At 40.5% G+C, this 22595-nt stretch carries 21 protein-coding genes; 13 read left to right on the top strand and 8 right to left on the bottom strand.

Going from position 1 to position 22595, the window contains the following annotated elements:
* The first annotated feature begins 75 nt into the window (after positions 1-75).
* From L0Z67_RS17980 to L0Z67_RS17965, 4 genes are read left to right on the top strand one after another with little or no spacing between them, the layout of a single operon-like run.
* Positions 76-2415 carry a TonB-dependent receptor gene (locus tag L0Z67_RS17980; RefSeq protein ID WP_392353682.1) on the top strand — a complete coding sequence of 780 codons (2340 nt, stop codon included), beginning with the start codon at positions 76-78 and terminating at the stop codon, positions 2413-2415.
* A gap of 44 nt (positions 2416-2459) precedes the next feature.
* Positions 2460-2747 carry a hypothetical protein gene (locus L0Z67_RS17975; RefSeq protein ID WP_392353680.1) on the top strand — a complete coding sequence of 96 codons (288 nt, stop codon included), beginning with the start codon at positions 2460-2462 and terminating at the stop codon, positions 2745-2747.
* On the top strand, positions 2744-4351 hold the full coding sequence (locus L0Z67_RS17970) for a PepSY-associated TM helix domain-containing protein (protein WP_392353678.1): 1608 nt from the start codon (positions 2744-2746) through the stop codon (positions 4349-4351). Before L0Z67_RS17975 ends, L0Z67_RS17970 begins: the two co-directional genes overlap by 4 nt.
* On the top strand, positions 4348-4572 hold the full coding sequence (locus L0Z67_RS17965) for a hypothetical protein (protein WP_237115377.1): 225 nt from the start codon (positions 4348-4350) through the stop codon (positions 4570-4572). The genes L0Z67_RS17970 and L0Z67_RS17965 overlap by 4 nt, the downstream gene beginning before the upstream one ends.
* A 114-nt stretch (positions 4573-4686) precedes the next feature.
* Here L0Z67_RS17965 and L0Z67_RS17960 read toward each other — a convergent pair whose 3' ends face one another.
* Positions 4687-6663: a ligand-gated channel protein gene (locus tag L0Z67_RS17960; protein ID WP_392353676.1), complete on the bottom strand. Its 1977-nt coding sequence runs from the start codon at positions 6661-6663 to the stop codon at positions 4687-4689.
* A gap of 119 nt (positions 6664-6782) precedes the next feature.
* On the opposite strand from L0Z67_RS17960, the gene L0Z67_RS17955 reads away from it, so the two are divergent.
* Positions 6783-7688, top strand: a complete 906-nt coding sequence (locus L0Z67_RS17955) for a LysR family transcriptional regulator (RefSeq protein ID WP_062567586.1) — start codon at positions 6783-6785, stop codon at positions 7686-7688.
* A gap of 16 nt (positions 7689-7704) precedes the next feature.
* On the opposite strand, the gene L0Z67_RS17950 is transcribed toward L0Z67_RS17955, so the two are convergent.
* Positions 7705-8322 (bottom strand): LysE family translocator, encoded by a 618-nt coding sequence (locus L0Z67_RS17950; RefSeq protein WP_392353674.1) that lies wholly within the window; start codon positions 8320-8322, stop codon positions 7705-7707.
* Between the two features lie 105 nt (positions 8323-8427).
* Positions 8428-9186 carry an SDR family NAD(P)-dependent oxidoreductase gene (locus L0Z67_RS17945; protein WP_237115378.1) on the bottom strand — a complete coding sequence of 253 codons (759 nt, stop codon included), beginning with the start codon at positions 9184-9186 and terminating at the stop codon, positions 8428-8430.
* 110 nt (positions 9187-9296) lie between these two features.
* Here L0Z67_RS17945 and L0Z67_RS17940 point away from each other — a divergent pair, with 110 nt between their 5' ends.
* The gene (locus tag L0Z67_RS17940; protein ID WP_062568144.1) at positions 9297-10205 is read left to right on the top strand and encodes a LysR family transcriptional regulator; all 909 of its coding nucleotides are present in this window, start codon (positions 9297-9299) and stop codon (positions 10203-10205) included.
* Here the strand turns inward: L0Z67_RS17940 and L0Z67_RS17935 are convergent.
* The 3 genes from L0Z67_RS17935 to L0Z67_RS17925 form a co-directional block, all read right to left on the bottom strand.
* Positions 10179-10475: a YciI family protein gene (locus L0Z67_RS17935; protein ID WP_392353671.1), complete on the bottom strand. Its 297-nt coding sequence runs from the start codon at positions 10473-10475 to the stop codon at positions 10179-10181. The genes L0Z67_RS17940 and L0Z67_RS17935 overlap by 27 nt on opposite strands.
* A gap of 126 nt (positions 10476-10601) precedes the next feature.
* Entirely contained in the window at positions 10602-11063 is a 462-nt protein-coding gene (locus tag L0Z67_RS17930; protein WP_392353669.1) for a nuclear transport factor 2 family protein, read from the bottom strand.
* 274 nt (positions 11064-11337) lie between these two features.
* Entirely contained in the window at positions 11338-13791 is a 2454-nt protein-coding gene (locus L0Z67_RS17925; protein ID WP_392353667.1) for a S9 family peptidase, read from the bottom strand.
* A 152-nt stretch (positions 13792-13943) separates the two neighbouring features.
* Between L0Z67_RS17925 and L0Z67_RS17920 the strand changes: the two genes are divergently transcribed.
* The 6 genes from L0Z67_RS17920 to L0Z67_RS17895 all read left to right on the top strand — a co-directional run bounded on the left by L0Z67_RS17920 (position 13944) and on the right by L0Z67_RS17895 (position 20432).
* A complete protein-coding gene (locus L0Z67_RS17920) occupies positions 13944-14951 on the top strand; it encodes a LacI family DNA-binding transcriptional regulator (RefSeq protein WP_237127322.1) in 1008 nt (335 codons plus the stop codon).
* Positions 14948-16168, top strand: coding sequence for a glycosyltransferase (locus L0Z67_RS17915; protein WP_392353662.1), 1221 nt, complete (start codon positions 14948-14950; stop codon positions 16166-16168). The genes L0Z67_RS17920 and L0Z67_RS17915 overlap by 4 nt, the downstream gene beginning before the upstream one ends.
* 149 nt (positions 16169-16317) lie before the next feature.
* Complete coding sequence (locus tag L0Z67_RS17910) at positions 16318-17544, top strand: threonine/serine exporter ThrE family protein (protein ID WP_083515266.1); 1227 nt, start codon at positions 16318-16320, stop codon at positions 17542-17544.
* A gap of 220 nt (positions 17545-17764) precedes the next feature.
* Positions 17765-18391, top strand: a complete 627-nt coding sequence (locus L0Z67_RS17905; protein ID WP_062567593.1) for a LysE family translocator — start codon at positions 17765-17767, stop codon at positions 18389-18391.
* A gap of 21 nt (positions 18392-18412) precedes the next feature.
* Positions 18413-18805: a hypothetical protein gene (locus L0Z67_RS17900; protein WP_062567594.1), complete on the top strand. Its 393-nt coding sequence runs from the start codon at positions 18413-18415 to the stop codon at positions 18803-18805.
* 208 nt (positions 18806-19013) lie between these two features.
* Positions 19014-20432, top strand: a complete 1419-nt coding sequence (locus L0Z67_RS17895) for a serine hydrolase domain-containing protein (RefSeq protein WP_392353659.1) — start codon at positions 19014-19016, stop codon at positions 20430-20432.
* 39 nt (positions 20433-20471) lie between these two features.
* Here L0Z67_RS17895 and L0Z67_RS17890 read toward each other — a convergent pair whose 3' ends face one another.
* A complete protein-coding gene (locus L0Z67_RS17890) occupies positions 20472-20729 on the bottom strand; it encodes a hypothetical protein (protein WP_392353657.1) in 258 nt (85 codons plus the stop codon).
* Between the two features lie 167 nt (positions 20730-20896).
* A complete protein-coding gene (locus tag L0Z67_RS17885; RefSeq protein ID WP_392353656.1) occupies positions 20897-21613 on the bottom strand; it encodes a hypothetical protein in 717 nt (238 codons plus the stop codon).
* Positions 21614-21778: 165 nt separating this feature from the next.
* Between L0Z67_RS17885 and L0Z67_RS17880 the strand changes: the two genes are divergently transcribed.
* A complete protein-coding gene (locus tag L0Z67_RS17880; protein ID WP_392353654.1) occupies positions 21779-22582 on the top strand; it encodes a response regulator transcription factor in 804 nt (267 codons plus the stop codon).
* Positions 22583-22595: the final 13 nt, after the last annotated feature.

Genomic DNA, 22595 nt, shown 5'->3' with positions numbered 1-22595 from the left:
ATTTAACAATTGTTAATAATAAGTCTCATTGATACAATGATAACGATTCTTATTACAGTACAAATGGAACCTACAATGCTTATTCTAAGAAAAACAAAGTTAGCTGCCGCTATAGCAAGTTTTTTAAGTGTCTCACTTCTTTCCCATACCGCGCTTGCTGATGAAGCTGATATTGAAAAAATTGTCGTTAAAGGCCAAAAAATAGATCGTACATTACAAGAAACCCCAGCAAGTGTAGCCGTTATTACAAATCAAACTATAGAACGTGAAAACCTAAACGACTTTTACGACGTGCTTGCTCGCACACCAAATGCCTCAGGCATGGACGGTGCAGGTTTCAATATTCGTGGTATTGACGCATTTAATGTTACTGGCGGTGGGTCTGGTGGCTTAGCAAGTGTGTATGTTGATGGTGCTCCTGTGCCTTATCGTATGATGCAACAAGGTGGGTTTTCGACTTGGGATATTAGCCAAGTCGAAATTTTGCGTGGCCCACAATCAACGCTTCAAGGACGTAATTCACTGGCAGGTGCGGTGGTAATGAAAACCCGTGATGCCATGCACGAATACGACTTTAAAGGACGTATTGGTGTTGGCGAATATGGCACACAAGAAGCCGCCGTTGCGTTTGGTGGGAGCCTTATCGAGGACGAACTAGCATTTCGTGTTAGTGGCGAAAAACGCGACTTTGATGGTTACAACACAAATGTAGCAACAGGTGAAGAGCCTGACTTTGATAACAACGAATTTTACCGTGCAAAACTACGCTATACCCCTTCAGCATTGCCCGAATTCGAAGCCCAATTAAGCTTTATGCACGGTGAAAATGAAAAAGGGATTGATTGGGTCATGGTCGAAAGTGGTCACGAGGACTTCCCTATTAACGATATTTATGACGACCGTTATGTATACCTCGACTCACCGACGTATGAATGGGTTGATACCGATTTATATATCTTAAATCTCGACTATGACATTAATGATCAATGGTCATTTTCATCAATCACCACTTATTCTGACGCCAAGTATGGTTATGAGTGGGATGGTGATGCCAGTATGAATCCGCCACAATCAACCCTAACAGATGTGCGAACAGATGAAACAAGCACACAAGAATTTCGACTAACCTACGACGGCGACAAACTTTCGGGATTAATCGGCTTTTATTACTCTGATCTTGATGTATTTGATAGTAGTGGTGGTGAGCGCGGTATTACATTCGCGGATTTAGGTGTGCGTTCGCTCTTAACAGCGCCCACTGAATTTGGAGGTCTAGGTCTACCAGATGCATTAGCGTCGCAAGTCTTACAGTTTTACGCTGGCGCAGATCCTGTCTTTATAGGTCAAAATTCTGATTACATTCAAAAAGTAAAAACAAAAGCTTTATTCGCCGATTTTACCTATGAAATTAACGAGCAATGGGATGTTTTTGCTGGTCTTCGCTACGATAAAGAAGAACAAGCCAACGGAACCATTGCTGATATTTACATCACAGAGCAAACCCAAAACGCTTTACCTAAGCCTGAAGATTTTGCGAGTAACCCAACGCTTGCGCAACTCATTGCAGGTATTAATCAGCAGCTTTTTGCAATGGCCGATGGCGCATCAGGGGATGAACCTGTAGAAGATGCTGATTTTGACTCATGGCTACCAAAACTGGGCGCAACATACCGCTTCAATCAAGATGTTTCTACGAGCTTCACTGTACAAAAAGGCTATCGCTCGGGCGGTGTTGGTACCAACGTAGCAAAAGCGACGCCATTCACTTTTGATCCTGAGTATACATGGAACTACGAATTAGCATTTCGCTCTGTTTGGCTTGATGAAAAGCTGGTAATCAACGCCAATGCGTTTTACTTAGATTGGACAGATCAACAAATTGCTGTGTTTTTATCTGGCAATCAATACGACAGAGAAACTCGCAATGTTGGTAAATCACATGTGCAAGGCTTTGAAACAGAAATTAGTTATGAGTTAACAAATAATCTTAACCTTTACGGCGGGTTAGGTTATTCAAAAACTAAAATTGATGAATTTATCACTGACGTGAATGGTTCAGACGAAGATTATCAAGGCCGTCCTTTTGCAGGGGCACCAGAGTGGACTGCACTTTTTGGTTTAGATTACTTTAATGAACAGGGTTTCGTTGCAAATATCAATGCAAGCTATACAGGAAGTTCACAACGTTTATCTATCCCAAAAGAAACAAGTGATGGCAGCGTTATCGATCCACGAAATGACGCTTATTGGTTAGTCAATACACGTGTTGGCTACCAATGGGATAACTACGGCATTTATGCACTTATAGAAAACTTACTTGATGAGAAGTCCGTGCTTTTAAAACCAGCAGGGCTTGGTAATCAAACTCTTACTTCACCTAGAACAGCGAGTCTTCGTTTCGAAGTAAGTTTTTAATTAAATGCGGCGGCTACGGCCGCCTTTTTCTTTGGGACACAATAATGACAAAAAACCACACATTTACTGCAACCAAGTTCCGCCATTTTATGGCCTGCTTACTCGCACTACTCACAGCAATTGTAATGATCCCAGGGATGACAACCTACCTCCCTTTTGCACTTGAAGAGCAGATCCTTATTCCTATTATGCTGTTTCCGCTAATTTGGGCAGGGTTATTTATTTACGCTTATATGGCTATTAAAACTTGGCACCCTTTTCTATTAATGCTGCTCATATTACTCAGCCATGGTGCTTTAAGCTATTTCGCTGTCTCAGGGGGGCAAGCATGAAATCGATCACGTTAAAAAAGCTATTTTTACTCCATAGTTGGGTAGGAATTATTACCGCTATTTTATTATTTATTGTTTGCTTTACTGGTGCGTTGGCTGTGTTAAGCCGCCCAGAATTAAAGATTTGGGCAAACCCTGAGCTGCATCAACTCAGTACACTTCCTAGCGAAAAAATTACAGAAATAATAAATACATACCATAAAACCGTACCAAAAGAGTTTGGTGAAAATATTCATGTGTATTTACCAACGGGGCACAATACACATTTACTGACCGTATTGTTTGAATCACACCATGGCGATGAAAACTACAGTGAAGCCGCTGCCTATGCTTATCAGTTTGATCCACGAAATTATCAACTAGTTAATGAATATTATGGAACAACGAGTTACTTTTATGAACACAGAAAAACTGATGCTCCATCATTTATCGGGCATTTTCACGCTGACCTGCACTTAGGTAGACCTATTGGCCTAATTTTAACCGGATTTCTAGGATTAACATTACTTGTTTCTACAGTGACTGGTTTATTTATACATAGACAATTCTTTAAAGAGCTATTCACGTTCAGACGCAAAAAGCCGCTTGATGTCATTATTAACGATGGCCATAAAATTATGGGGATTTGGGGCAGCTTATTTCATGCAATCATTGGTTTTACAGGTGCTTTTTTAGGTCTAGCAACTGTTATTTTGCTGCCCGCTGCGGCTTTTGTTAGTTTTGGTGGTGATCAAGATAAGTTAATAGAAAAGTTCACCGCCATACCAGAACCTGTCATAAGTGAGCAATTTCAAGCCACCGATATCAATACCATTTTGCACGATGCACAAACTCGTTATCCAAAAGCTAAAATCGTCGATTTAACAATCATGGCGCACAACGATGCAAATGCAGAAGTCTACATGCGACTAATTGGTGGTGAGCAAGTGGCTTCACAACTGTTGAAGTACCATGGTTCAGGCGAATTTGTGAAGTCGATGAGTCGTTTTGGCGATATACCAGGAACATCGATAAAGGTATTAGAGCTGCTATTCCCATTGCATTTTGGCAATTTTGCAGGGCTATTTGTAAAACTCATCTGGGTATTCTTGGGACTTACAACGGCACTTTTACCCTTGTCAGGCATGATGATGTGGTTATCTAAACGCAGTAGAGGTAATAACCCAACATTAAGCCAACAAGCCTACCAACGCTGGAACAGAATTATTATTGGTACTTGTGGTGGCCTTGTAACCGCTTGCGCAATCCTATTTCCTACTCAAGTAATACTGAATAACTTCGTTGACAGCGCATTACACAATAATTACTTTGCACCACTGTTCTTTTATAGCTGGGTAGCTTGGTGTTTAATTGCCTTTATACCACTAAACTACTATCGTTTTTTACAGCTGACACTACTCACTATAGGCCTAGCATGTTGTGCAATTTTGCCATTAAATTTATTGTTTTCGTCAAGCCATGCATTCACTGCAAATAACCTTTTAATTAGCGTTGTCGATATCAGCTTTTTTGTTATTGGCAGTGTAGTCATTTACTGTGCAATAAGTAAGTTATCGGCTCGACTAACCACTAAAAAAATGGCTAAACAGGGAGTTGTTGTATGAATGTTATTTATTTGCTGATTGCGATGATGCTACTTATCACTAGTAGCTTATTACTTAGAAATACAAAAAAGTCTCACAGTTACATTGCGCTTTGTCTGTTTGTGGGTGCAAATATCCCGCTCATAATACTTTATGGTGCTATTGGTGGTATTTTTATTTCTATTGCAAGTTTTCTCGTTATAGGCCTGTTTACCGCACTTATTATGGGGAAGGCACAATAGCTCAATTTATGCTTGTCTGATTAGGTAAGTTATTCAGCATCGACAATAAAAAGCCAACCATCAAAAAGCCTGGTGGTTGGCATCTTTATAACTTTAGTGCCTAGTTACTAACAATTAAAAACTAAACCCAAGTGATACCCAATAACGGCGACCATCTTCAACATAGCCGTATTCATCTTCAGTGATTTCTTTATCAAACAGATTATAAACACCAAAACCTAACTTAATGCTGCGGCTTAAATCATAGTTACCGCCAATATCAGCCAAGGTGTAATCTGGTGCTATTAGGCTGCTTTGTGATGGCCCTGTTGTTGGCTGGCTTTCTTCACCACGGTAATGAACGCGTAACCACGTGCCTAGCTTATCAACCGGACGCCAATTAACAGAGGTTTGGACAATATGCTTAGGTAATTGGTTAAGTGGACTGCCTTTATATTCACCGGTTTTTTGCTCTGAATCTGTGTAAGTGTAATTTGCACTTACATCAAGCTCACTGGTAATATCGTAAGATACAGATAACTCAAAACCTTGCGTAACGGCTTCATCCACATTGACATAGGTTGTTGGCATCGAACCAAACTGGTTTGGTCCATCGGTACACTGTGTTAATGGGCATGAAATACGGGTAATTTTGTCATCAAATTCGTTGTAGAAGATGGTGCTCGAAAGAGTTAAATCACGATTTGCATCATAATAAATACCCATTTCATAGTTTACTGACTTTTCAGGGTTCAAATCAGGGTTACCGTAAATGTTACCGCCACGGCTCACTTGCCCCCAAGCTGCGGTAGATTGACGAATATTCGGCGCTCTAAAGCCTGTTGAAATACCCCCTTTAAGTGTTATCGCTTTTGATGCAGTGTATACACCATATAATCGAGGGCTAAAGTGGCCTGCAAAGTTACCATCATGATCGTAACGAAGCCCTGTTGTTAGCTTGAAACGCGTGGTCGCACTCCATTCATCTTCAGCAAACACCGACCATTGCTCATTCTCCACATGGGTTAAATCACTAATGCGGTTACTGGTGTAATCGTCCAGCTCTTCTTTCAAGTAAGAAGCACCCAATGCGGCGTTATGATTGGTAAAAGGTAAAGTCCAGCTTGTTTGTGCATCCGTATTTTCAACGTACATTTCGCGAGACGTATTATCGAATTTATCGTACTTTAGGTAACTGCGTGATGAGCCAAAATCATAAAAGCCATTATGACTCAATGAATAGGTCTCTTGCTCATATTCAGTTGTTGATGATTCAGGGCAACCATTGCGCCCACAACTTTCGCCCTCAGCCAACGGCGCGACAGTTTTACCCAATGTTTCATCAAGCTTTTGTCGTGCGCCGCCTATCTCAAGCATCACTTCGTGACTATCTGATGGGGTTAAAATGAACTTCGCTTTTAAGTTACTTTGCTCTTTACCACGAAAACCGGCTTCGAAATCGTCTTCGTCACGCTTTGAAAATTGACCTGATAACTGCATCCCTAATAACTCAGGAATTAAGCCACCCGCAGTAAAGAAGCTGCCTTGATTGATATTACCCGACTCACTTGACTCTTGAATAGTGCTGTCTAAACGCAGTTCGCCATACCATTTTTCTGGTGTTTTGCGGGTAATAATATTGATAACCCCACCAATTGCATCTGAGCCATATAATGACGACATAGGGCCGCGAATAACTTCGATGCGTTCAATTGCCGAAATAGGTGGAGTCCACGCCCCTTCAACACCTGGGCCATCACTGTTTGGACGTGTTTCACGTGATGTTTGACGCTGACCATCAATTAAAATTAAGGTGTATTGGTTTGCCATACCACGCAGGCTAATGTCCTTTCGGTCCCCGCCGCCTGTTACAACAACACCGGGCACGTCAGTCATGGCATCTGTTAAGTCACGATAAAAGCGTTTTTCTAGTTGTTCACGATCAATCACACTAATACTCGCAGGCGCTTCTTTAAGCATTTGCTCATAGCCAGATGCTGATACCACGATGACTTCCATATCTTGTTTTTTATCATCTGCATTTGCGTAGCTAGACAATCCAGTTAACACTGCTGCGCTAAGTGGTAAAAGCGTAGAAACGACCCTCGACATAATAATACTCCGTGACATTTGTTTTATAAATGATAATAATTAGCGTTTGCGATATTAATGAGAAGTCCCTATTTCTACAATTTACGATTTCTTAAAACTGAATTAAGAAGGCCTGAACAATGAACTCAAAACTAGTTAAAACATTACGAGTATTTTCTCGAACAGTTGAAACAGGCAATATGAGCAGTGCCGCAACAGAGCTGGCAATGACCACCTCTGCGGTAAGCCAACACATCAAACATTTAGAACAAGAGGTTGGGTTAAGTTTATTTAATCGAAGCCCAAGAGAATTGACCCTAACAGAAGCTGGGCATGTGTATTATCAAAGCTGTTTGAAAATGCTCACGCTGGCAGAACATGCCAGTAGTCAATTGCAAAATTTGCAAAGAAATCCAAGTGGGGAGCTAAAACTGGTTGCGCCGGTTGGTTTTGGCAGTGGTTTATTGAGCGAGCCATTAAAACAGCTAATCCATCAATTTGATGATTTAAGCATTCAGCTTGTTTTAACAGATGAACCTGTCGATATGATCAAATCTGGCGCTGATTTGGCCATTGCAATCGGCCCTTTAACCGACTCTAATTTAGTGGCTCGTAAACTCGCAACATGGCCACTTAAATTATGCGCCCATAAAGATCACCCGCTTAGCAAACTTCAGCACGCAACATGGAATGATCTTGAATGCCATGCCAGAGTTGCCCATATCAGCGCAGACAGCAATGCATTCAATGCACTTACCCTTGACAGTAAACCATTACCTAAGGCAAAAATTATCGTCAATAATATGCAAGGCCTTACAAAGCTAGTATGTGATGGCGTGGGTTATGGTGTACTGCCTGAGCCTGAAGTGAGAAGTTTATTAAAAAGCAAAGAGCTTATAGAAATTGCTCCTGAGTGGTCTTTACCTGACTACACGGTGTACGCCGTTACACCCGCTAGAGATAGCCTTGCAGCGAAAACAAAAACAGCAATCGAGACACTAAAACAATGCTTTAATCTCGTAACCAACGATAAAGAACTCATTTAATTAGAAAAGTGTATGGTTAGCCCAAAGCTAACCATACACCAACAGCCATCATCAAAGCACCGGCAATACGGTTCAACCACTTAACGTTATCGCCTTTATCTAAAAACACCCGCAAGCTCTTACCACCCGTGGCATAAATAAGCATACAAATAAATTCACTAAGCATAATAATACTCAGCAAAATAGCTAACTGAGGCACAACGGCGGCATCAACATTAATGAAAGGAGGTAAGAGTGAGATCATAAATGCCCACCCCTTAGGATTCGCTATCGCAGTAATAAATCCTTGCGAGAATAATTGGCTACGCGCTATTTTCTGCTCAGCCTCGTTGCCAAGTTTAAAGCTTGTTTTTGCGCGCCACATATTGATGCCAAGGTAAATAAGGTAGGCCCCTCCTAAGTATTTTAAAACAGCAAATAACTCAGGGTAGTTAAGCATTATACTGGCAACCCCAATCACTGCAGCAATAGCAACCACTGCAACACCAAGCACTTCGCCTGCCATCATCCAAAGAGTACGTCTAACGCCTACACTCATACCGAGTGTCATGGCAAGTGTCATACACATTCCCGGCGTAATAGAAACAAAGAAAAAGGTCGGAATAAAAACCGCGAGTACTGCCAAATCGAGCATAAATGCAATCACATGTTCGTTGCTTAAAAAGAGAAAGCGATTAAATCACATTCATTTCAATAAGCAAACAAACACGCGATCACTGACATCACACTAGTTTGAGGATTATAAAAACATGCCACCCGATGCTTCAATACGCTGTCCGGTGACCCAACGATTTTCATCGCCGAGTAACTGCGCAATCATAGGACCGATATCATCCGCTTGACCAACTCGCCCCATAGCGGTAAATGAACTCACTAATTGCGCAACATCTTCATTATCACGCACAACACCACCCCCAAAATCAGTGGCAATTGCGCCAGGTGCAACGACATTCACTGCAATATTACGCCCTGCGAGTTCTTTTGCCATGTATTTGGTCATGACCTCAACAGCCCCTTTCATGGTGGCGTAAGCTGCCTTACCTTGTAAAGCAAACCGTGTCAGCCCTGAAGATAAGTTAATAATGCGCCCGCCACCGCTTATCATCTCATGCAGTGTTTGCGTTAAGAAAAACACTCCTTTTACATGTACATTCATCAAATTATCAAATATGGCTTCACTGGTATCAGCAAATGTACTGTCACTACCATGACCTGCATTATTGATTAAATAATCAAACCGAGATGTTTGCCATTGTGTTTTTAAAATGCTTTCAAGTGATTGTTTAAATTCAGCAAAACCTAAAATATCGCTAACATCAAGTTGCATAGCCACTGCTTTTGCCCCCAGCGCTGCAACTTCCTCTACGACTTGTTGCGCTTCATCTTTATGGCTTCGATAAGTAAACACACAATCAATATTCTTACGTGCCAAACTTAATACCGTATTTTTACCTAAACCGCGATTACCACCTGTGATCACTGCAATTTTGTTGCTCATCGTTGTTACCTTTTTGCTTTGAAGTAATTTTGAGCAACCAGTATATTTACACTGCAAAACTAGATAAACCATGTAAAATTGAAATAACTGTTCGTAAATAGCAAACAATCATGAATGAACTTAATGCTATGAAAACCTTTGTTCAGGTAGCTGAGCTAAAAAACTTTTCAGCTGCAGCACTTGCACTGAGCATGCCTAAGTCGTCTGTCTCGCAGTTAGTTAAACAACTCGAAGATACCCTAGGTGCTCGGCTCCTAAACCGCACAACAAGGCGAGTTACACTCACCAACGAAGGCACTGTTTTTTATCAGCGCTGTAAAGATATGCTTGCTGATATAGACGAACTACAAACTCTATTTCATAAAAATGACGAAGCGTTATCAGGGCGTCTTAGAGTAGATATGCCACAACCAATTAGTCGGCGTTTAGTACTGCCGAATCTAGAGCATTTTTTATCTGCACACCCACAATTAGAGATTGAACTGAGTAGTTCAGACAGGCGTGTGAACTTAATTGAAGAAGGGTTTGATTGTGTAGTGCGAGTCGGTAATTTAGAAGACTCATCGCTGATCGCTAAAAGAATTGGCCACTGCCCGATGATCAACTGTGTAAGCTCAGGTTATATTAAACAGTATGGCAACATCACTAAACTGGCTGATTTAGCCGAGCACTACATTGTTCGCTATAGTCAAACACTCGGTCAACTTGACCCAGGCTTTGAATACCAAGATACACAAGGTGATTGGCAAATTCTAGCCATGAAATCGCAGCTCACAGTTAACAATACGGATGCCTATAAAGCAGCGTGTTTAGCAGGGCTTGGCCTTATTCAAGTGCCACATCATGGAGTTATCGATGAGCTTAGCCGAGGTGAGCTTGTGCAAGTTTTACCTGACTATAACTTGCCGCCCATGCCAATTAATATCGTCTACCCGAATCGACGTCACTTACCAAGGCGTACTCGGGTGTTTATTGATTGGTTAAGCGAGCAATTACAACCTGTTATCGAGCAAAAATGATAAGCGTTCATCAGCTTTAGATGGCGCTAACTCAATGATTTTAGGTTTAACTACATTTTCGATTACAAAAGGATCTTCAGCGACAATTTCTTCGATCTCCTGCTTGGAAACATCGACTGCAATAATGCCGCCGCCTGCGTTAGGCTGTAAGCTTCCAGATAACACAAAGATACCTTTATCAAACCCCGACTGAAGCCATTTTTTATGGCCTTCCATGAAATCTTTAGCTTGAGATTTATTATCTGAGAACGTTAGTTGAATTATAAACATTTTTACTCCTTTTTACGTATTACTTGAATTCACTTTCAAAGTACCAGAACTATTTAAAGCACATAAACATACTAACTTTCATATGATGCTAGTTTGGAAAAACATAATATATTTTGTATATAAACATTACTCATGATACTTACGAATTACCGCAACTTTATCATCTTCTAGTTCAAGCACTTCCATCATTGTTTGAGAATATTCAATCAGCTGTTTACTTTGTGGGTGTACACCTTTTGCATAACTTTTGTATCGAATCGCAATGGCTGATTTGTTAAAAACAAATACGTCTAATAACGTCGCTTCATATTCAGTATGTGCTCCCAAGTAAAAAGTCATCCCCTTTCTCATCGACTCTTTGCCATCAGGTAATCTGGAATCATCAACAACATAAGGTAAATGGGAATGCCCAATATCGTCTGTTAGTAAAGACAGGTATTTTTCTAACTCAACACTAGATGCATTAGGAGACTGAGTAGCTGTCATAAGCTTGAAATATGTTTGTGCGAATTTTTCCAAATCTAACTCTTTAGAAGCTAAAGAAAAAGAAGAGGTTAATAATAAGGTAAGCAATAAAATATATTTCATTAAAACTCCATTTTTTAAATAAACTTAATATCAAGCCAATGGGCTTTTTCCATATCTAGCTCAATTTAATCTCAATATCTTTAACAACTAATTATTAATAACAGAAAATATTACCTCTATCTACAGCAAATAAATGGCAAATTGATATTTGGCTAATGTAGTAACAAAAACAACTGATTAAATCGATTTCTTTACTTTGAAAGAAACTTTACAACCATAAATACAAAAATCCCCGCTTCGAGGGCGGGGATTTTTAATATAAACATTTAACTAATTACTGAGTGACACTTTCAGCGGCAGCTGGCTCTGCAGGCTCTTCTTCACTTAGTAAGTATTTATCAAGCCATTGCTCTTGCTCCCACAGCACATGCAATAGGCTCTTACGAGCGCGGTAGCCATGAGCCTCATACGGCAGCATCACTAAGCGGGCTTCTTTACCAAGGCCTTTTAATGCCGCGTACATACGCTCGCTTTGCATCGGGAATGTACCTGAGTTTGGATCTTCTTGACCGTGGATCATTAGCATTGGCTCATTGATTTTCTCAGCATGGAAAAACGGTGACATAGCCGCATACACATCTTGGGCTTGCCAAAAATCACGCTCCTCACCTTGGAAACCAAATGGCGTTAAGGTGCGGTTATAAGCACCACTGCGAGCAATACCTGTTTTGAATAAATCACTATGAGCTAATAAGTTTGCCACCATGAAAGCACCATAAGAGTGACCAGCAATGGCAATGTTATCTTTATCTGCGATGCCCCTTTCAACTAACACATCAACCGCAGCTTTAGCACTTGCCACCAGCTGTTTACGAAATAAATCATTAGGCTCTTTGCCATCAACACCCACAATTGGCATTTTCGGGTCGTCAAATACCGCAATCCCTTTTGCAAGGTAAGGCATTGGCCCCCAATAACCAATATAGGTAAATTGATAAGGAGACTCGCGTACCTGTGAAGCAACCGCTTTATCTTTATATTCAAGCGGATAAGCCCACATTAATACAGGTAATGTGCCTTGGGTTTTATCATAGCCTGGTGGCAGGTATAAAGTACCGCTTAGCTCAACACCATCATCACGCTGATAACGAATAAGCTCTTTTGTTACCCCTTTAAACTCAGGGTAAGGATGCTCAAACGTCGTTAGTTGTGTCAGCGTATCGTCGCCTAAATCACGGATAAAAAAGTTAGGTTGCTCGGTTTTAGATTCTCTAATGGTAATGAGTCGCTCACCTTCATCATCCAGCATCGCACGAATACGTTCATAATAAGGTGCAGCCGATTGCCAAATACGCGTTTTTGAGTTCGTTTTTACATCATAGCGATCTAAAAATGGGATATTACCCTGTTCTGATGCCCCATTACCACGTAAGAAAATATAACGCCCGCCAACGACTTTGATAACACTTACACCGAGATCGTTTCGCTCATAAATGGGTTTACCTGGATCCTTATAAGCATCGTTATAGCTGCGCTCTGAAAATAACACGCGATTTCGATCAGCATTGCGCGGCTGAATAACGTATGTGCGTAACTGCCTATCACTAAAGCGCCATTCAGATAACAGTGCAACATTATTATTGCCCCACTCTATTGAATCAAAGCGACGTTCGACTTTAGCAAATAATTTTGGGTCACGTTTAAACGGTGCACGCAAGCTATAAAGATAGTCATGATGAGGCACGTCTGTTTTCATATTGCCGCCATCTTGCGCCTGTGCCCAAATAACTTCTGCACCTTGATCTGCACGCCATTGAAACTCACGAGGACCGGTACGAACACTGTCATAACCTTGTGGGATGTTGTCTGCTAGCGGCTGCTTAGCAAGTTCAGCTAAGGTATACCCTCGCATACCCCATATTTGCCATGTGGCTGCAAACCGGCTGTAAGGAACTTGATATGAGAATGGCTCATCAATCATGCCTACTAAAATATTGGTTGAATCAGGTGAGACTGAAAATGATTTAATTAAGCCTGGTTGGCCAATCGGCTGTGCCTGACCACTAAGCGGAATATAGGTAAGTTGGCTTTGTCCATAAAACTTAAATTGCGCCTCATCAAATGGGCTACTAAGTAAATTTTGATACGTACGCACAGGGGCTTTTTCACCGCTACTTTGTTGAATAACGGGTACTGCCCCCGTTGTGTCATTCGAAAGGCGTGCTTTGCCTAAATTAACGGCTGCATTAGCAAGCAAAGCGCTGCTATCAGGTAGCCAACTGTAGGGCGAACGAGTAAGCACTGAGTTTAAAGCAGTGTCACTTAACTGCCTTGCTTGTTTAGTACTGACATTATAAACCCATAAGTTTGCAGCGGACGCTTGTTCTACAACGAACGCTAAATACTGACTATCGCTAGACCAACTTGGCGCGCGAATAATGCCTTGAGGTAATCCTGTTACCTCTATTTCGGTGCCTGTTTCAACATGCTTTAGAACAATGTTTGTAAATTTTGTTCGCTCTCGAGAACGTGAGAAATTAGCAGGGTTAAGTTTTATACCCGCTAACTTAAGCTCCTCTTTTGACAGGTCTTGTAATGTTTCAATGCGTTTCCTATCGAATAACGCCAACCACTGACCATCATTTGATAGGTAGCTACTGGGCGCTAACTTGGCATCAACAACAGCCGCAAGAGCTGGTGACGGGGTTTGGTATCCTTCGTTGGCAAAACTTGAAGTACTCACGGATACGCCAATAACTAGCGCAAAAAGCAATTTAAATGCTTTCATATCGGTTCCTTTTTCGTTTTTATTCTCGATAATCTAGACAGTTTAGGGTAATTCATAAAGAGTTTCGACTCTTTTAGCTGCCAATCAGTGACTTAAACCTGAAAATTACGCTAAAATAAGCGTACTCTTTTCACTACTTCTCGCTAAATATAATGATTAAAAAAACAGGCAAAGTCACGATTTGGGATGTTGCTAAAGAAGCTCAAGTATCCAAATCTACCGTGTCTTTAGTCCTAACAAACAGTGATAAGGTCAGTAAAAAAAGTAAGGATAAAGTACTTAGCGCAATTGAAAAGCTGGGGTATGTATACAATCGTGATGCAGCGGCACTGAGAAGTAAACGCTCAAACTTGGTTGCCCTTGTCATTAATGACTTAACGAACCCCTATTCTGCGCAACTGGCAGTGGGCCTTGAAAAGCATATTTTAGCTTTAGGTATGTTGCCTATGTTGGTTAACATTGCTGAGGATGTTGAAAGGCAAAAACAGGTTGTAAAAACATTAAAAGAATACAATGTCGCTGCCTTTATAATGTGTCCGGCTCCGGGCACTGAGCAAAGCTGGCAAGATGAGCTAATAGAAAGCGGGTTTCCTGTTATTAATATTATGCGTGAAATCCCATTTTCGGCAGCCCCTTGTATTCTGCCGGATAATAAAAAAGGCACGCATGTAGCCACCTCCCATATTCTGTCACAGGGTATTGATGACATTGCTTTTTTAGGTGGTACTAGTGAAATATCTGATTACCATGAACGATTAAGCGGCTTTTTATCGGCTTTAAAACAATTTAACATTCATGATGAAAAATGCGTCATTGAAGCCCACACCAATCGCCAAGGTGGACGCGAAGCATTCGATAAATTGATTACGCAGGCACCCAGTACGCAAGCAATTATTTGTTTTAATGACGTGATCGCTTACGGCGTTATTGAGGCAATGCGCCAACATGGCCTTGAGCCTGGAAAAGACATCAAGGTCGTTGGCTTTGACGATCTTGAAGACTCACGCTTGATGCTCCCCTCTTTATCAACCATTGCTATCAATGCCGATGAAATAGGCAAAAGAACCTGCCAAGTACTCAACGAATTGCTCAATCAGTCGACTCCCCCTGTTCGAACCTTGGTGGACGTCAACCTACAAATAAGAGACTCAAGTAAATGAAAAAAGTGTTAGTGATCGGCTATGTGTGGCCTGAGCCAAACTCCTCTGCAGCCGGCACGCATATGATGTCATTATTGCGGGCTTTTCGCAGTGAAGGTTGGCAGGTTGAATTTGCAAGCCCTGCACAAAAAACAGAACACATGGTCGACCTCAGTGATGATGGCATTAGCACACAGGTTATTGCACTAAATTGCTCAAGTTTTGATGACTATGTGCAGTCTTACAATCCCGATATTGTGATGTTTGACCGTTTTATGATGGAAGAACAATTTGGCTGGCGTGTTGATAAATACTGCCCTAACGCCCTGAAAATTCTCGACACTGAAGACCTTCAATGTTTAAGAAACGCCCGCCACGAAGCACATAAAGCAGGGCGCGAGTTTACCACGGCAGATTTACACAGCGATATTGCAAAACGTGAGATTGCCGCCATTTTGCGCTCTGACATTAGTTTGATCATTTCACACTTTGAAATCCAGTTACTGAATGACGTATTCAACGTTGATGCAGCTTTGCTTCACCACCTCCCCTTTTTAGTTGACTTAACAGCATTGCCCCAAGCCACTAAGTCATTCAGTGAGCGCAAACATTTTATGACGATAGGTAATTTTCGTCATGCGCCAAATTGGGATGCTGTTTTGTACTTACAACAAATTTGGCCGCTTATTCGAAAACAATTGCCTGATGCCGAATTACATATTTACGGCTCTTATCCACCACCCAAAGCCACGGCACTTAATAATCCAAAAACAGGCTTTTTAATTAAAGGCTGGGCTGAAGATGCCTTTAGAGTAATGGAAGAAGCTAGGGTGTGCTTATCGCCACTGCGTTTTGGGGCTGGGATCAAGGGTAAATTACTTGAAGCGATGATTATGCAAACACCGAGTGTCACTACCCCAATTGGCAGTGAAGGCATGCACAAAGATGAACCTTGGCCGGGTGCCCTATGCGAAAGTACCGAGCAGTTTGCCGACGCAGCGGTTGCACTTTACAAAAGCGAAGCGCAATTTACTCAAGCCCAACAACATGGGCAACAGTTACTGCAAAAATATTATGATAAATCAAAGCTTCAAACCCAACTAATCGCTAAAATAAAGGCCGTGAGTGAATCTCTTATTAGCCATAGGCAAGCAAATTTCACGGGGCAAATGCTGAAACATCACACTATGCGTTCAACACAATATATGGCGCAATGGATTGAGGCAAAAAATAAGTAAATTCCTCTTAAATATTACTAGACATAGCGGCGTTTGCCGCTAAAATCGCGCTGGAAAATTTAACCGATATTGTCTTTAGCAATGACTATATCTTATTGAAATTTGGTCTATCCTTAACTGAACAATTTAACCTTTGGTTCAAAACACCTTTGAAAAACGCAACGTTTACTGAAAAACGAAAATTTATCGTTAAGCTGGGTAAAATGCTCCATAAATATGGCACACCTGCTTACCGACTTGAAGCGCACCTAATGGAAGTTGCTACATACCTTGGACTCAAGTCTTCCTTTGTTATGTCGCCCACATCCGTTACTTTTGTGATCTGGACAGACGGCCACGAAGAAGAATACACCCATGTTGCACGTGTAGATCCTGGCGATCACGATTTAGGCTCGCTGGCTGATACCGATGACTTAGTAAACAAAATGCTCAATGGCGAGTTAACATTACAAGAGGTTGATAAACAGCTCGACATTATTTACACCATGCCTAATCCGTACAACAAATTTACCACAGGTGTCGCGTTTGCAACCTCTGGCGGTGCATTTGCAATGTTAATGGGCACCAGCTGGAATGACGTATTTTGGTCAGCATTACTCACGCTCATTGTTTATTTATTTGTACTTTGGTCAACACGTTCTAAACGTGTCGCTCATATGCTCGAACCATTAGTCGCAATCGTTTCAGCAATTTTAGCCTGTGCAATTAGTGTCTATCTTGATGCCGAAATAAACATACGCTTAGTGGTGCTTTCTGCCATTATTGTGTTTATACCTGGGCTTGCCCTTGCCCTTGGGCTCGCTGAACTTGCAGCAAGACACTTAGTATCTGGTACAGCAAGGGTGATGGACTCCTTTATGCTGTTATTTAAGCTTTATTTTGGTGCTTTTATAGGGATTGGAATTGGCTTTGCCCTCTTTGGACAAACAGACTTTATACAACCTGAGCCATTACCCAAGTGGACAGCATGGCTGGCTATTTTTATGCTGTGTAGCAGCCTAATTGTCATTTTTAGAACTAAAATTAAACATGCCGTTTGGTCTATTGCCTCTGGCTTCATTGCTTATGGAACCAGTATCGGCTCGGCAATGTACCTAGATTACACATTAGGTACTTTTGTGGGTGCACTTGCTGTGGGTGTGTTTAGTAATTTATTTAACCGTGTAGCAAATGCGCCTGCTTCTATTGTTGCTATGCAAGGCTTAATTGTATTGGTTCCGGGCAGTAAAACTTATATTGGTCTTAACTCATTAATTGAGGGTCAAGATTTCGTATATGCTGATCACATAGGTCAACAAACCTTTTTGATCTTCATGTCGCTCGTGGCAGGCCTTATATTCGCAAACGTTGCGTTGCCACCGAAAAAGAGCTTGTAACACTATTGAGCCCTGGGTTCCCTAGGGCTTTTTGCCAAAAACAACTCATCAATATCAATACGAATAAAGGTTAAAAATTCTTTCCCCTATCGAGTGCTTCTTTACATTAGTCCATATTACTAGTTTACAAAAGCAGCATTCAATGAAAGTATAAATAAAGTACACATCGTCTTTAAAGATATAGTTATTTGCTTTATTTGCCATGTAACAAGGAGGTTTCATGTTCCCAATCGAGGTTTTTGTAACTTATACACTTGCTTGCTTATTGCTCGTTATCTCTCCTGGGCCAGATAATTTACTCGCGATTGGACGAGGATTAAGTCAAGGTCGAATGGCGGCGGTTATGTCGGGAGTGTCTTCTGGTGCGGGTATTTTATTTCATGTTATTGCCGCTACTTTTGGCCTGACGCTGTTAATTCAAACCTCTGAAGTCGCATTTTATGCCGTAAAACTAGTTGGTGCCGCTTACCTAATTTGGTTAGGTGTAAAAGTGCTACGTACGAAAAACCTCTTTTCATTAGAGCCTGCTAAGAAGCAATCTCTAACAACTATCTTTTCTACCGGCTTTCTTTCAGCTGCATTAAACCCCAAACCTGGGATCTTTGTTCTGGCATTTGTACCCCAGTTTGTGAACCCTAACTTGGGTTCAGTAACGATTCAAATGATTGGTTATGGAGTTTGGTTTGCGATATTAACAGCAATTGGCTTTAGCCTGATGGGTGTTTTTTCATCGCAACTCTTTAAATGGTTGAAAGATAAACCCAAGCTAGTCTCAGGGCTAAATATTGGGGCTGGGGTCACGTTTGTTTCTTCAGGGCTCGCTGTCGCATTTATGAAACAGCGATAAACAATTGGTAAGGAGTTAAAAATGAAATGTCCTGAGGATGGTCAACCATTAAAAGCTGATGAAGCTGAAGCGCATACGGGTTATGGATGTGCATCATGCAAAGGAGCCTGGCTACCCAAAAGTTACGTTCAATCCATTAAATTCACTAAAGAATTTGATCCAAAAGATTTTTTTAGTGCATTATCAATCTCTAAAAGCCAAACGAGCAACAACCAATGTCCCATGAATTGTGGCGCTTTACGTTCAACGAATAATCTTAGCTACTGCCCTTCTTGTCTAGGCGTTTGGTTCAAGCATAAAGCACTTAGAAAGATGCTTAACAACTACCAAACAAAAAGAGATAACGCAAACTCCGCCGATACGCCAATTATGGCTGAAGGTATTTTTTCTTTACTTGGGGCACTGTTTAAATAGCAGCATAGTATGCAGTAAGTTCGCGTAGATAGATTTTTAAAAAGCATCAATGAATCATTAATTTAGCATCTCCATATTATTGGTAATAACTAGCAGTTTTTGCACTTAATGAACGCCAAAATTAGTTCTTGCCGCATAAAAGTAGTGGACGAAGATAAAACAACTAACACTATCTCCACTCTGTCTTTTCATCAGCAAAGGAATTTCAATGAAAACGTTTTTATTAATCATAACCACATTACTTTATTCTCTCCCCTCATTAGCGAATAAAGCGTTAGCTCCCACATTCATCAACGTATTTAATGAAGGCCCGCGCCTTGAGGTCATTGATTATGTTTCTAATAATATGTCTGAAAATGTAATAGAAAGGTTTGGTATTGATGCGCATGTAGGCGACTTTCTAAACTCCCAAAATACCTATGGCAAGCTCAAGCTAATAAAGGTTTTACCACCCGAAGGTAACAATGAAATAGTCGAAGTTATATCCAGCAACAATAAGCTAAAATATAACCTAATTATCAATAAAGAAGAGAACCCTCCTCATAAATTTAATTATTTCACATTACAAGACCCTGAATCGCAGGAAATACCTAAACAGCCGATTTCTAAGCAAGAACTAAAAAAAGCACTGTCTAGCTTTATAAATAACCTAGCTGCTAAAGATGCTTTTTCAGGCTCTGTCTTAGTCGCTAAAGGTCGTGACATCATTTATCAAGACGCTGTTGGCTATGCAAATCGAACATGGAATGAAAAAAATAAAATAGATACACGATTTGCCTTAGGCTCAATCAACAAAATGTTCACTGCAATTGCGGCATTACAGCTAATCGAGCAAGGGAAATTAAAATTTGAAGATAAGCTAATCCAGTATGTTGATAAGAGCTGGCTACCAAAAAAACACGCTGATTTGATCACTATCAGGCAGCTCATGACACATACATCAGGGTTAGGAAACTTTTTTAACGACGAGTTTAATCAAAGTAATAAAGAAATATACAGAGATCTAGCTGCATACAAGCCACTCATATCAAAGAGCGAACTGCTATTCAAGCCAGGTACACGAAACCGCTATAGTAACTCGGGAATGTTAATGCTTGGCTTAGTTATCGAAAAAGTCTCTGGCGAAAGCTATTACGAATATGTTCAAAAAAATATTTACAATAAAGCAAATATGCCTAATTCAGGAAGTTTCGAGCTTGATTCGGTAACAAATAACTTAGCATCTGGTTATTTAAAAAGATCGTATAGCGACCAGTGGGTAGACAGCCGTTACACCAGAGCAGTTAAAGGCAGCCCCGCAGGTGGCGGTTTTTCTACTCTCGAAGATTTACATAACTTTTCTCTGGCTCTAACCGAGTTTAAATTACTCAGTAAAGCTTTTACCGAAGACGCTTACTCTGAGAAGACACAATATAACTCTGCTTTTTGGTATGGCTATGGTTTTTCTGTAAGTGGCGAGCCTAACAATCGTAAAGTAGGACACGGCGGTGCCTATTTAGGGGTTGATGCGCGTTTAGATATTCATCTTGATAGTGGATTCATTGTCGTCATACTAGCAAACCAATCAGATGTAGTCGCCCCAGTGAGAAGAAAAATTGACGAGTTAATCAACCGTTATAATCTATAGGCTAAAGTTTCCAAGGCTCAATATATCTTTCTTAAACTGCTATTGTACTTTGACACCAAACTTGATTAAAAAAGCCATAAGAATAAATAATCCTACGACTGCTAGAGATGAATATTTTATGGCTTTGCATACCCACACTTTATCTTCTCGATAGTATTTAGCTCTGAATAGCTTAAAACCATTATAAATAGCACCTGTTCCACTGTAATAGCTAGTGAAAAGCTCTTTCTCTGCGTATTTTGGAGCTAAAATAAACAAAACCATTAAGAATAAAAATAGAGTCGCTGAAAGTATCATTAGAATACTAAGAAAATAATCTATCATTTCATCTTACCGGTAAGCACCCAACCATTACTCTTGATAAATGGTACTAAAGCCCTTGTATTTACGATTTACCTAGATTTAAAGGCAAACAGGGAAAAGCCAGGCTTATTCAAATTTTAAAGAATTAGCGTAGAATTTGGTTATTTCCGTGTTGTATTCATGCTCAGTTGTGCTGAAACATTGTCATATAACTTTAGCCAACTGGTTTTGTAGCCCCATGTCTTATTAAAGCCTTCATCACTTCTTGAAGCTTCTAGCATCTCTTTGAAATCGAACACATCAGCAAAGTTTTCTTCAGTAACATTAAACCTGCCCCACCCCTTGTTTCCAAACACAATATTTTTTAGGTAACTAGACTTAAATTCATTAATAGCCGATGCTAAAGCTTCTGTGTTGTTTAGCTTGGTTTCTAAAAATTCTTTTTCATTGTCTGTAAGCGCACCCGTTGCTTCTAATTTGCCAGATTGATTAATAGCAATTCCCCAATCTTTATCCGCTAAAGCTGGCTGCTGCTGACTAATATCTGACATCAACCTGTCATAAGGCGACAACATCTTCTCCACAGCTTGTGGTACACTGCCACCTGGCAAATAAAGCTCCCCTAACGCAATCGCTTTTTCTCGCATCGCTTCATCAATTGTTTTGCTCAAATCAATCTTGCTAGCACTCATGGTAAGAGGCTTTGTGTATATTGGTTCTGTTTCAGGTGTTGCGCTTTTTTGAAAAGTATCTGTTGCAAGCTTACTTAACTCATCATTTAAGCGAAGCTCAGTATCGACAGGTGTTGCTAATTTAACTTGTTGATTGCTTTTGCTTTGTTTTAAGTCAAACAACATAGCGTCAGGATTAATCTTCATAATACGTCCTTGATTATATAAGATAGGTCTTTATCGGGGACATAAGCCATTACATTAGCTTATTTAAACTTTTACACCTCACATCACTCTCATAAAACCCATCACTTTTAAAAATACTCCTCCCTGCGTTATGATGTACCGAGCGCATTATTACCTCTTAATCTCATGATAGAAAAAACATTTAATCAGTTACTCGCCGCTTCCATTTCGGCAATTAATTCAGCCACGTTTACGCCTAAGTTAGTGGCTTTTATCAATCATATTGTAAATTTTGATTGTGCTGTTATAACGGGTTTAAGAGGTAATAAACATCCTATTTATTTGTATGACTCAATTAAAGAGTCACGTGAGCTACTTTTTGAGCGCTACTTAACGGCATCGTTTCGTGATGATCCCTTTTATCAGATGATTTTAAGCAACAAAAAACAAGGGGTTCATTCTTTAAAAGATATCATTAACAATAAAGCTAAAATCTCCTCAACCGATTACTCACATTTTTACTTACAAACAGGTTGGCAAGATGAACTTTGCCTCGTTATTGAGATAGAGCCTGAGCGCTGGGTCATTATTTACTTAGGTAAAACCAAAAAAGACCATGTATTTACTCGTGAAGATATAAACACATTAAAGTCACACTTCTGTCTAATTCAGTCACTATGTCAGCAACATTGGCTACAAGCAGAATTTCTTCTTGCTGAATCTTTATTGCAACCTGCGCTTCACACTGAGAAAAAACGCGAATTAATTAAGCGTGCTCTATTCACTTTTGGTCAGCACTTACTTACAAAACGTGAAAAACAAATCGTAACCTTAATTATTCAAGGCCTTGATAGCCAAGAAATAGCAACCCAGCTTGGTGTATCTGAAGGCACTGTTAAAAACCACCGAAAACGCATCTATGCAAAGTTACACGTGGCTTCATTAAGTGAACTTTTCCAACTTTTCTTAAACCACCTCATTACGCAATAAAGCTAAAACTGTC

The organism is Pseudoalteromonas sp. PB2-1, from assembly GCF_045040605.1.
GTDB classification, from domain to species: domain Bacteria; phylum Pseudomonadota; class Gammaproteobacteria; order Enterobacterales; family Alteromonadaceae; genus Pseudoalteromonas; species Pseudoalteromonas arabiensis.
The sequence above is the reverse complement of the archived record's forward strand: the minus strand, read 5'-3'. Positions and strand labels throughout refer to the sequence as shown.

Bases quoted from the DNA above. Each gene is read 5' to 3' on its own strand.
- L0Z67_RS17970 (WP_392353678.1), top strand. From the start codon at position 2,744: ATGAAATCGATCACGTTAAAAAAGCTATTTTTACTCCATAGTTGGGTA.
- L0Z67_RS17900 (WP_062567594.1), top strand. From the start codon at position 18,413: ATGAAATGTCCTGAGGATGGTCAACCATTAAAAGCTGATGAAGCTGAA.
- L0Z67_RS17950 (WP_392353674.1), bottom strand. From the start codon at position 8,322: ATGCTCGATTTGGCAGTACTCGCGGTTTTTATTCCGACCTTTTTCTTT.
- L0Z67_RS17885 (WP_392353656.1), bottom strand. From the start codon at position 21,613: ATGAAGATTAATCCTGACGCTATGTTGTTTGACTTAAAACAAAGCAAA.
- L0Z67_RS17930 (WP_392353669.1), bottom strand. From the start codon at position 11,063: ATGAAATATATTTTATTGCTTACCTTATTATTAACCTCTTCTTTTTCT.
- L0Z67_RS17925 (WP_392353667.1), bottom strand. From the start codon at position 13,791: ATGAAAGCATTTAAATTGCTTTTTGCGCTAGTTATTGGCGTATCCGTG.
- L0Z67_RS17890 (WP_392353657.1), bottom strand. From the start codon at position 20,729: ATGATACTTTCAGCGACTCTATTTTTATTCTTAATGGTTTTGTTTATT.
- L0Z67_RS17945 (WP_237115378.1), bottom strand. From the start codon at position 9,186: ATGAGCAACAAAATTGCAGTGATCACAGGTGGTAATCGCGGTTTAGGT.
- L0Z67_RS17915 (WP_392353662.1), top strand. From the start codon at position 14,948: ATGAAAAAAGTGTTAGTGATCGGCTATGTGTGGCCTGAGCCAAACTCC.
- L0Z67_RS17920 (WP_237127322.1), top strand. From the start codon at position 13,944: ATGATTAAAAAAACAGGCAAAGTCACGATTTGGGATGTTGCTAAAGAA.
- L0Z67_RS17965 (WP_237115377.1), top strand. From the start codon at position 4,348: ATGAATGTTATTTATTTGCTGATTGCGATGATGCTACTTATCACTAGT.
- L0Z67_RS17980 (WP_392353682.1), top strand. From the start codon at position 76: ATGCTTATTCTAAGAAAAACAAAGTTAGCTGCCGCTATAGCAAGTTTT.
- L0Z67_RS17905 (WP_062567593.1), top strand. From the start codon at position 17,765: ATGTTCCCAATCGAGGTTTTTGTAACTTATACACTTGCTTGCTTATTG.
- L0Z67_RS17955 (WP_062567586.1), top strand. From the start codon at position 6,783: ATGAACTCAAAACTAGTTAAAACATTACGAGTATTTTCTCGAACAGTT.
- L0Z67_RS17975 (WP_392353680.1), top strand. From the start codon at position 2,460: ATGACAAAAAACCACACATTTACTGCAACCAAGTTCCGCCATTTTATG.
- L0Z67_RS17895 (WP_392353659.1), top strand. From the start codon at position 19,014: ATGAAAACGTTTTTATTAATCATAACCACATTACTTTATTCTCTCCCC.
- L0Z67_RS17940 (WP_062568144.1), top strand. From the start codon at position 9,297: ATGAATGAACTTAATGCTATGAAAACCTTTGTTCAGGTAGCTGAGCTA.
- L0Z67_RS17880 (WP_392353654.1), top strand. From the start codon at position 21,779: ATGATAGAAAAAACATTTAATCAGTTACTCGCCGCTTCCATTTCGGCA.
- L0Z67_RS17960 (WP_392353676.1), bottom strand. From the start codon at position 6,663: ATGTCGAGGGTCGTTTCTACGCTTTTACCACTTAGCGCAGCAGTGTTA.
- L0Z67_RS17935 (WP_392353671.1), bottom strand. From the start codon at position 10,475: ATGTTTATAATTCAACTAACGTTCTCAGATAATAAATCTCAAGCTAAA.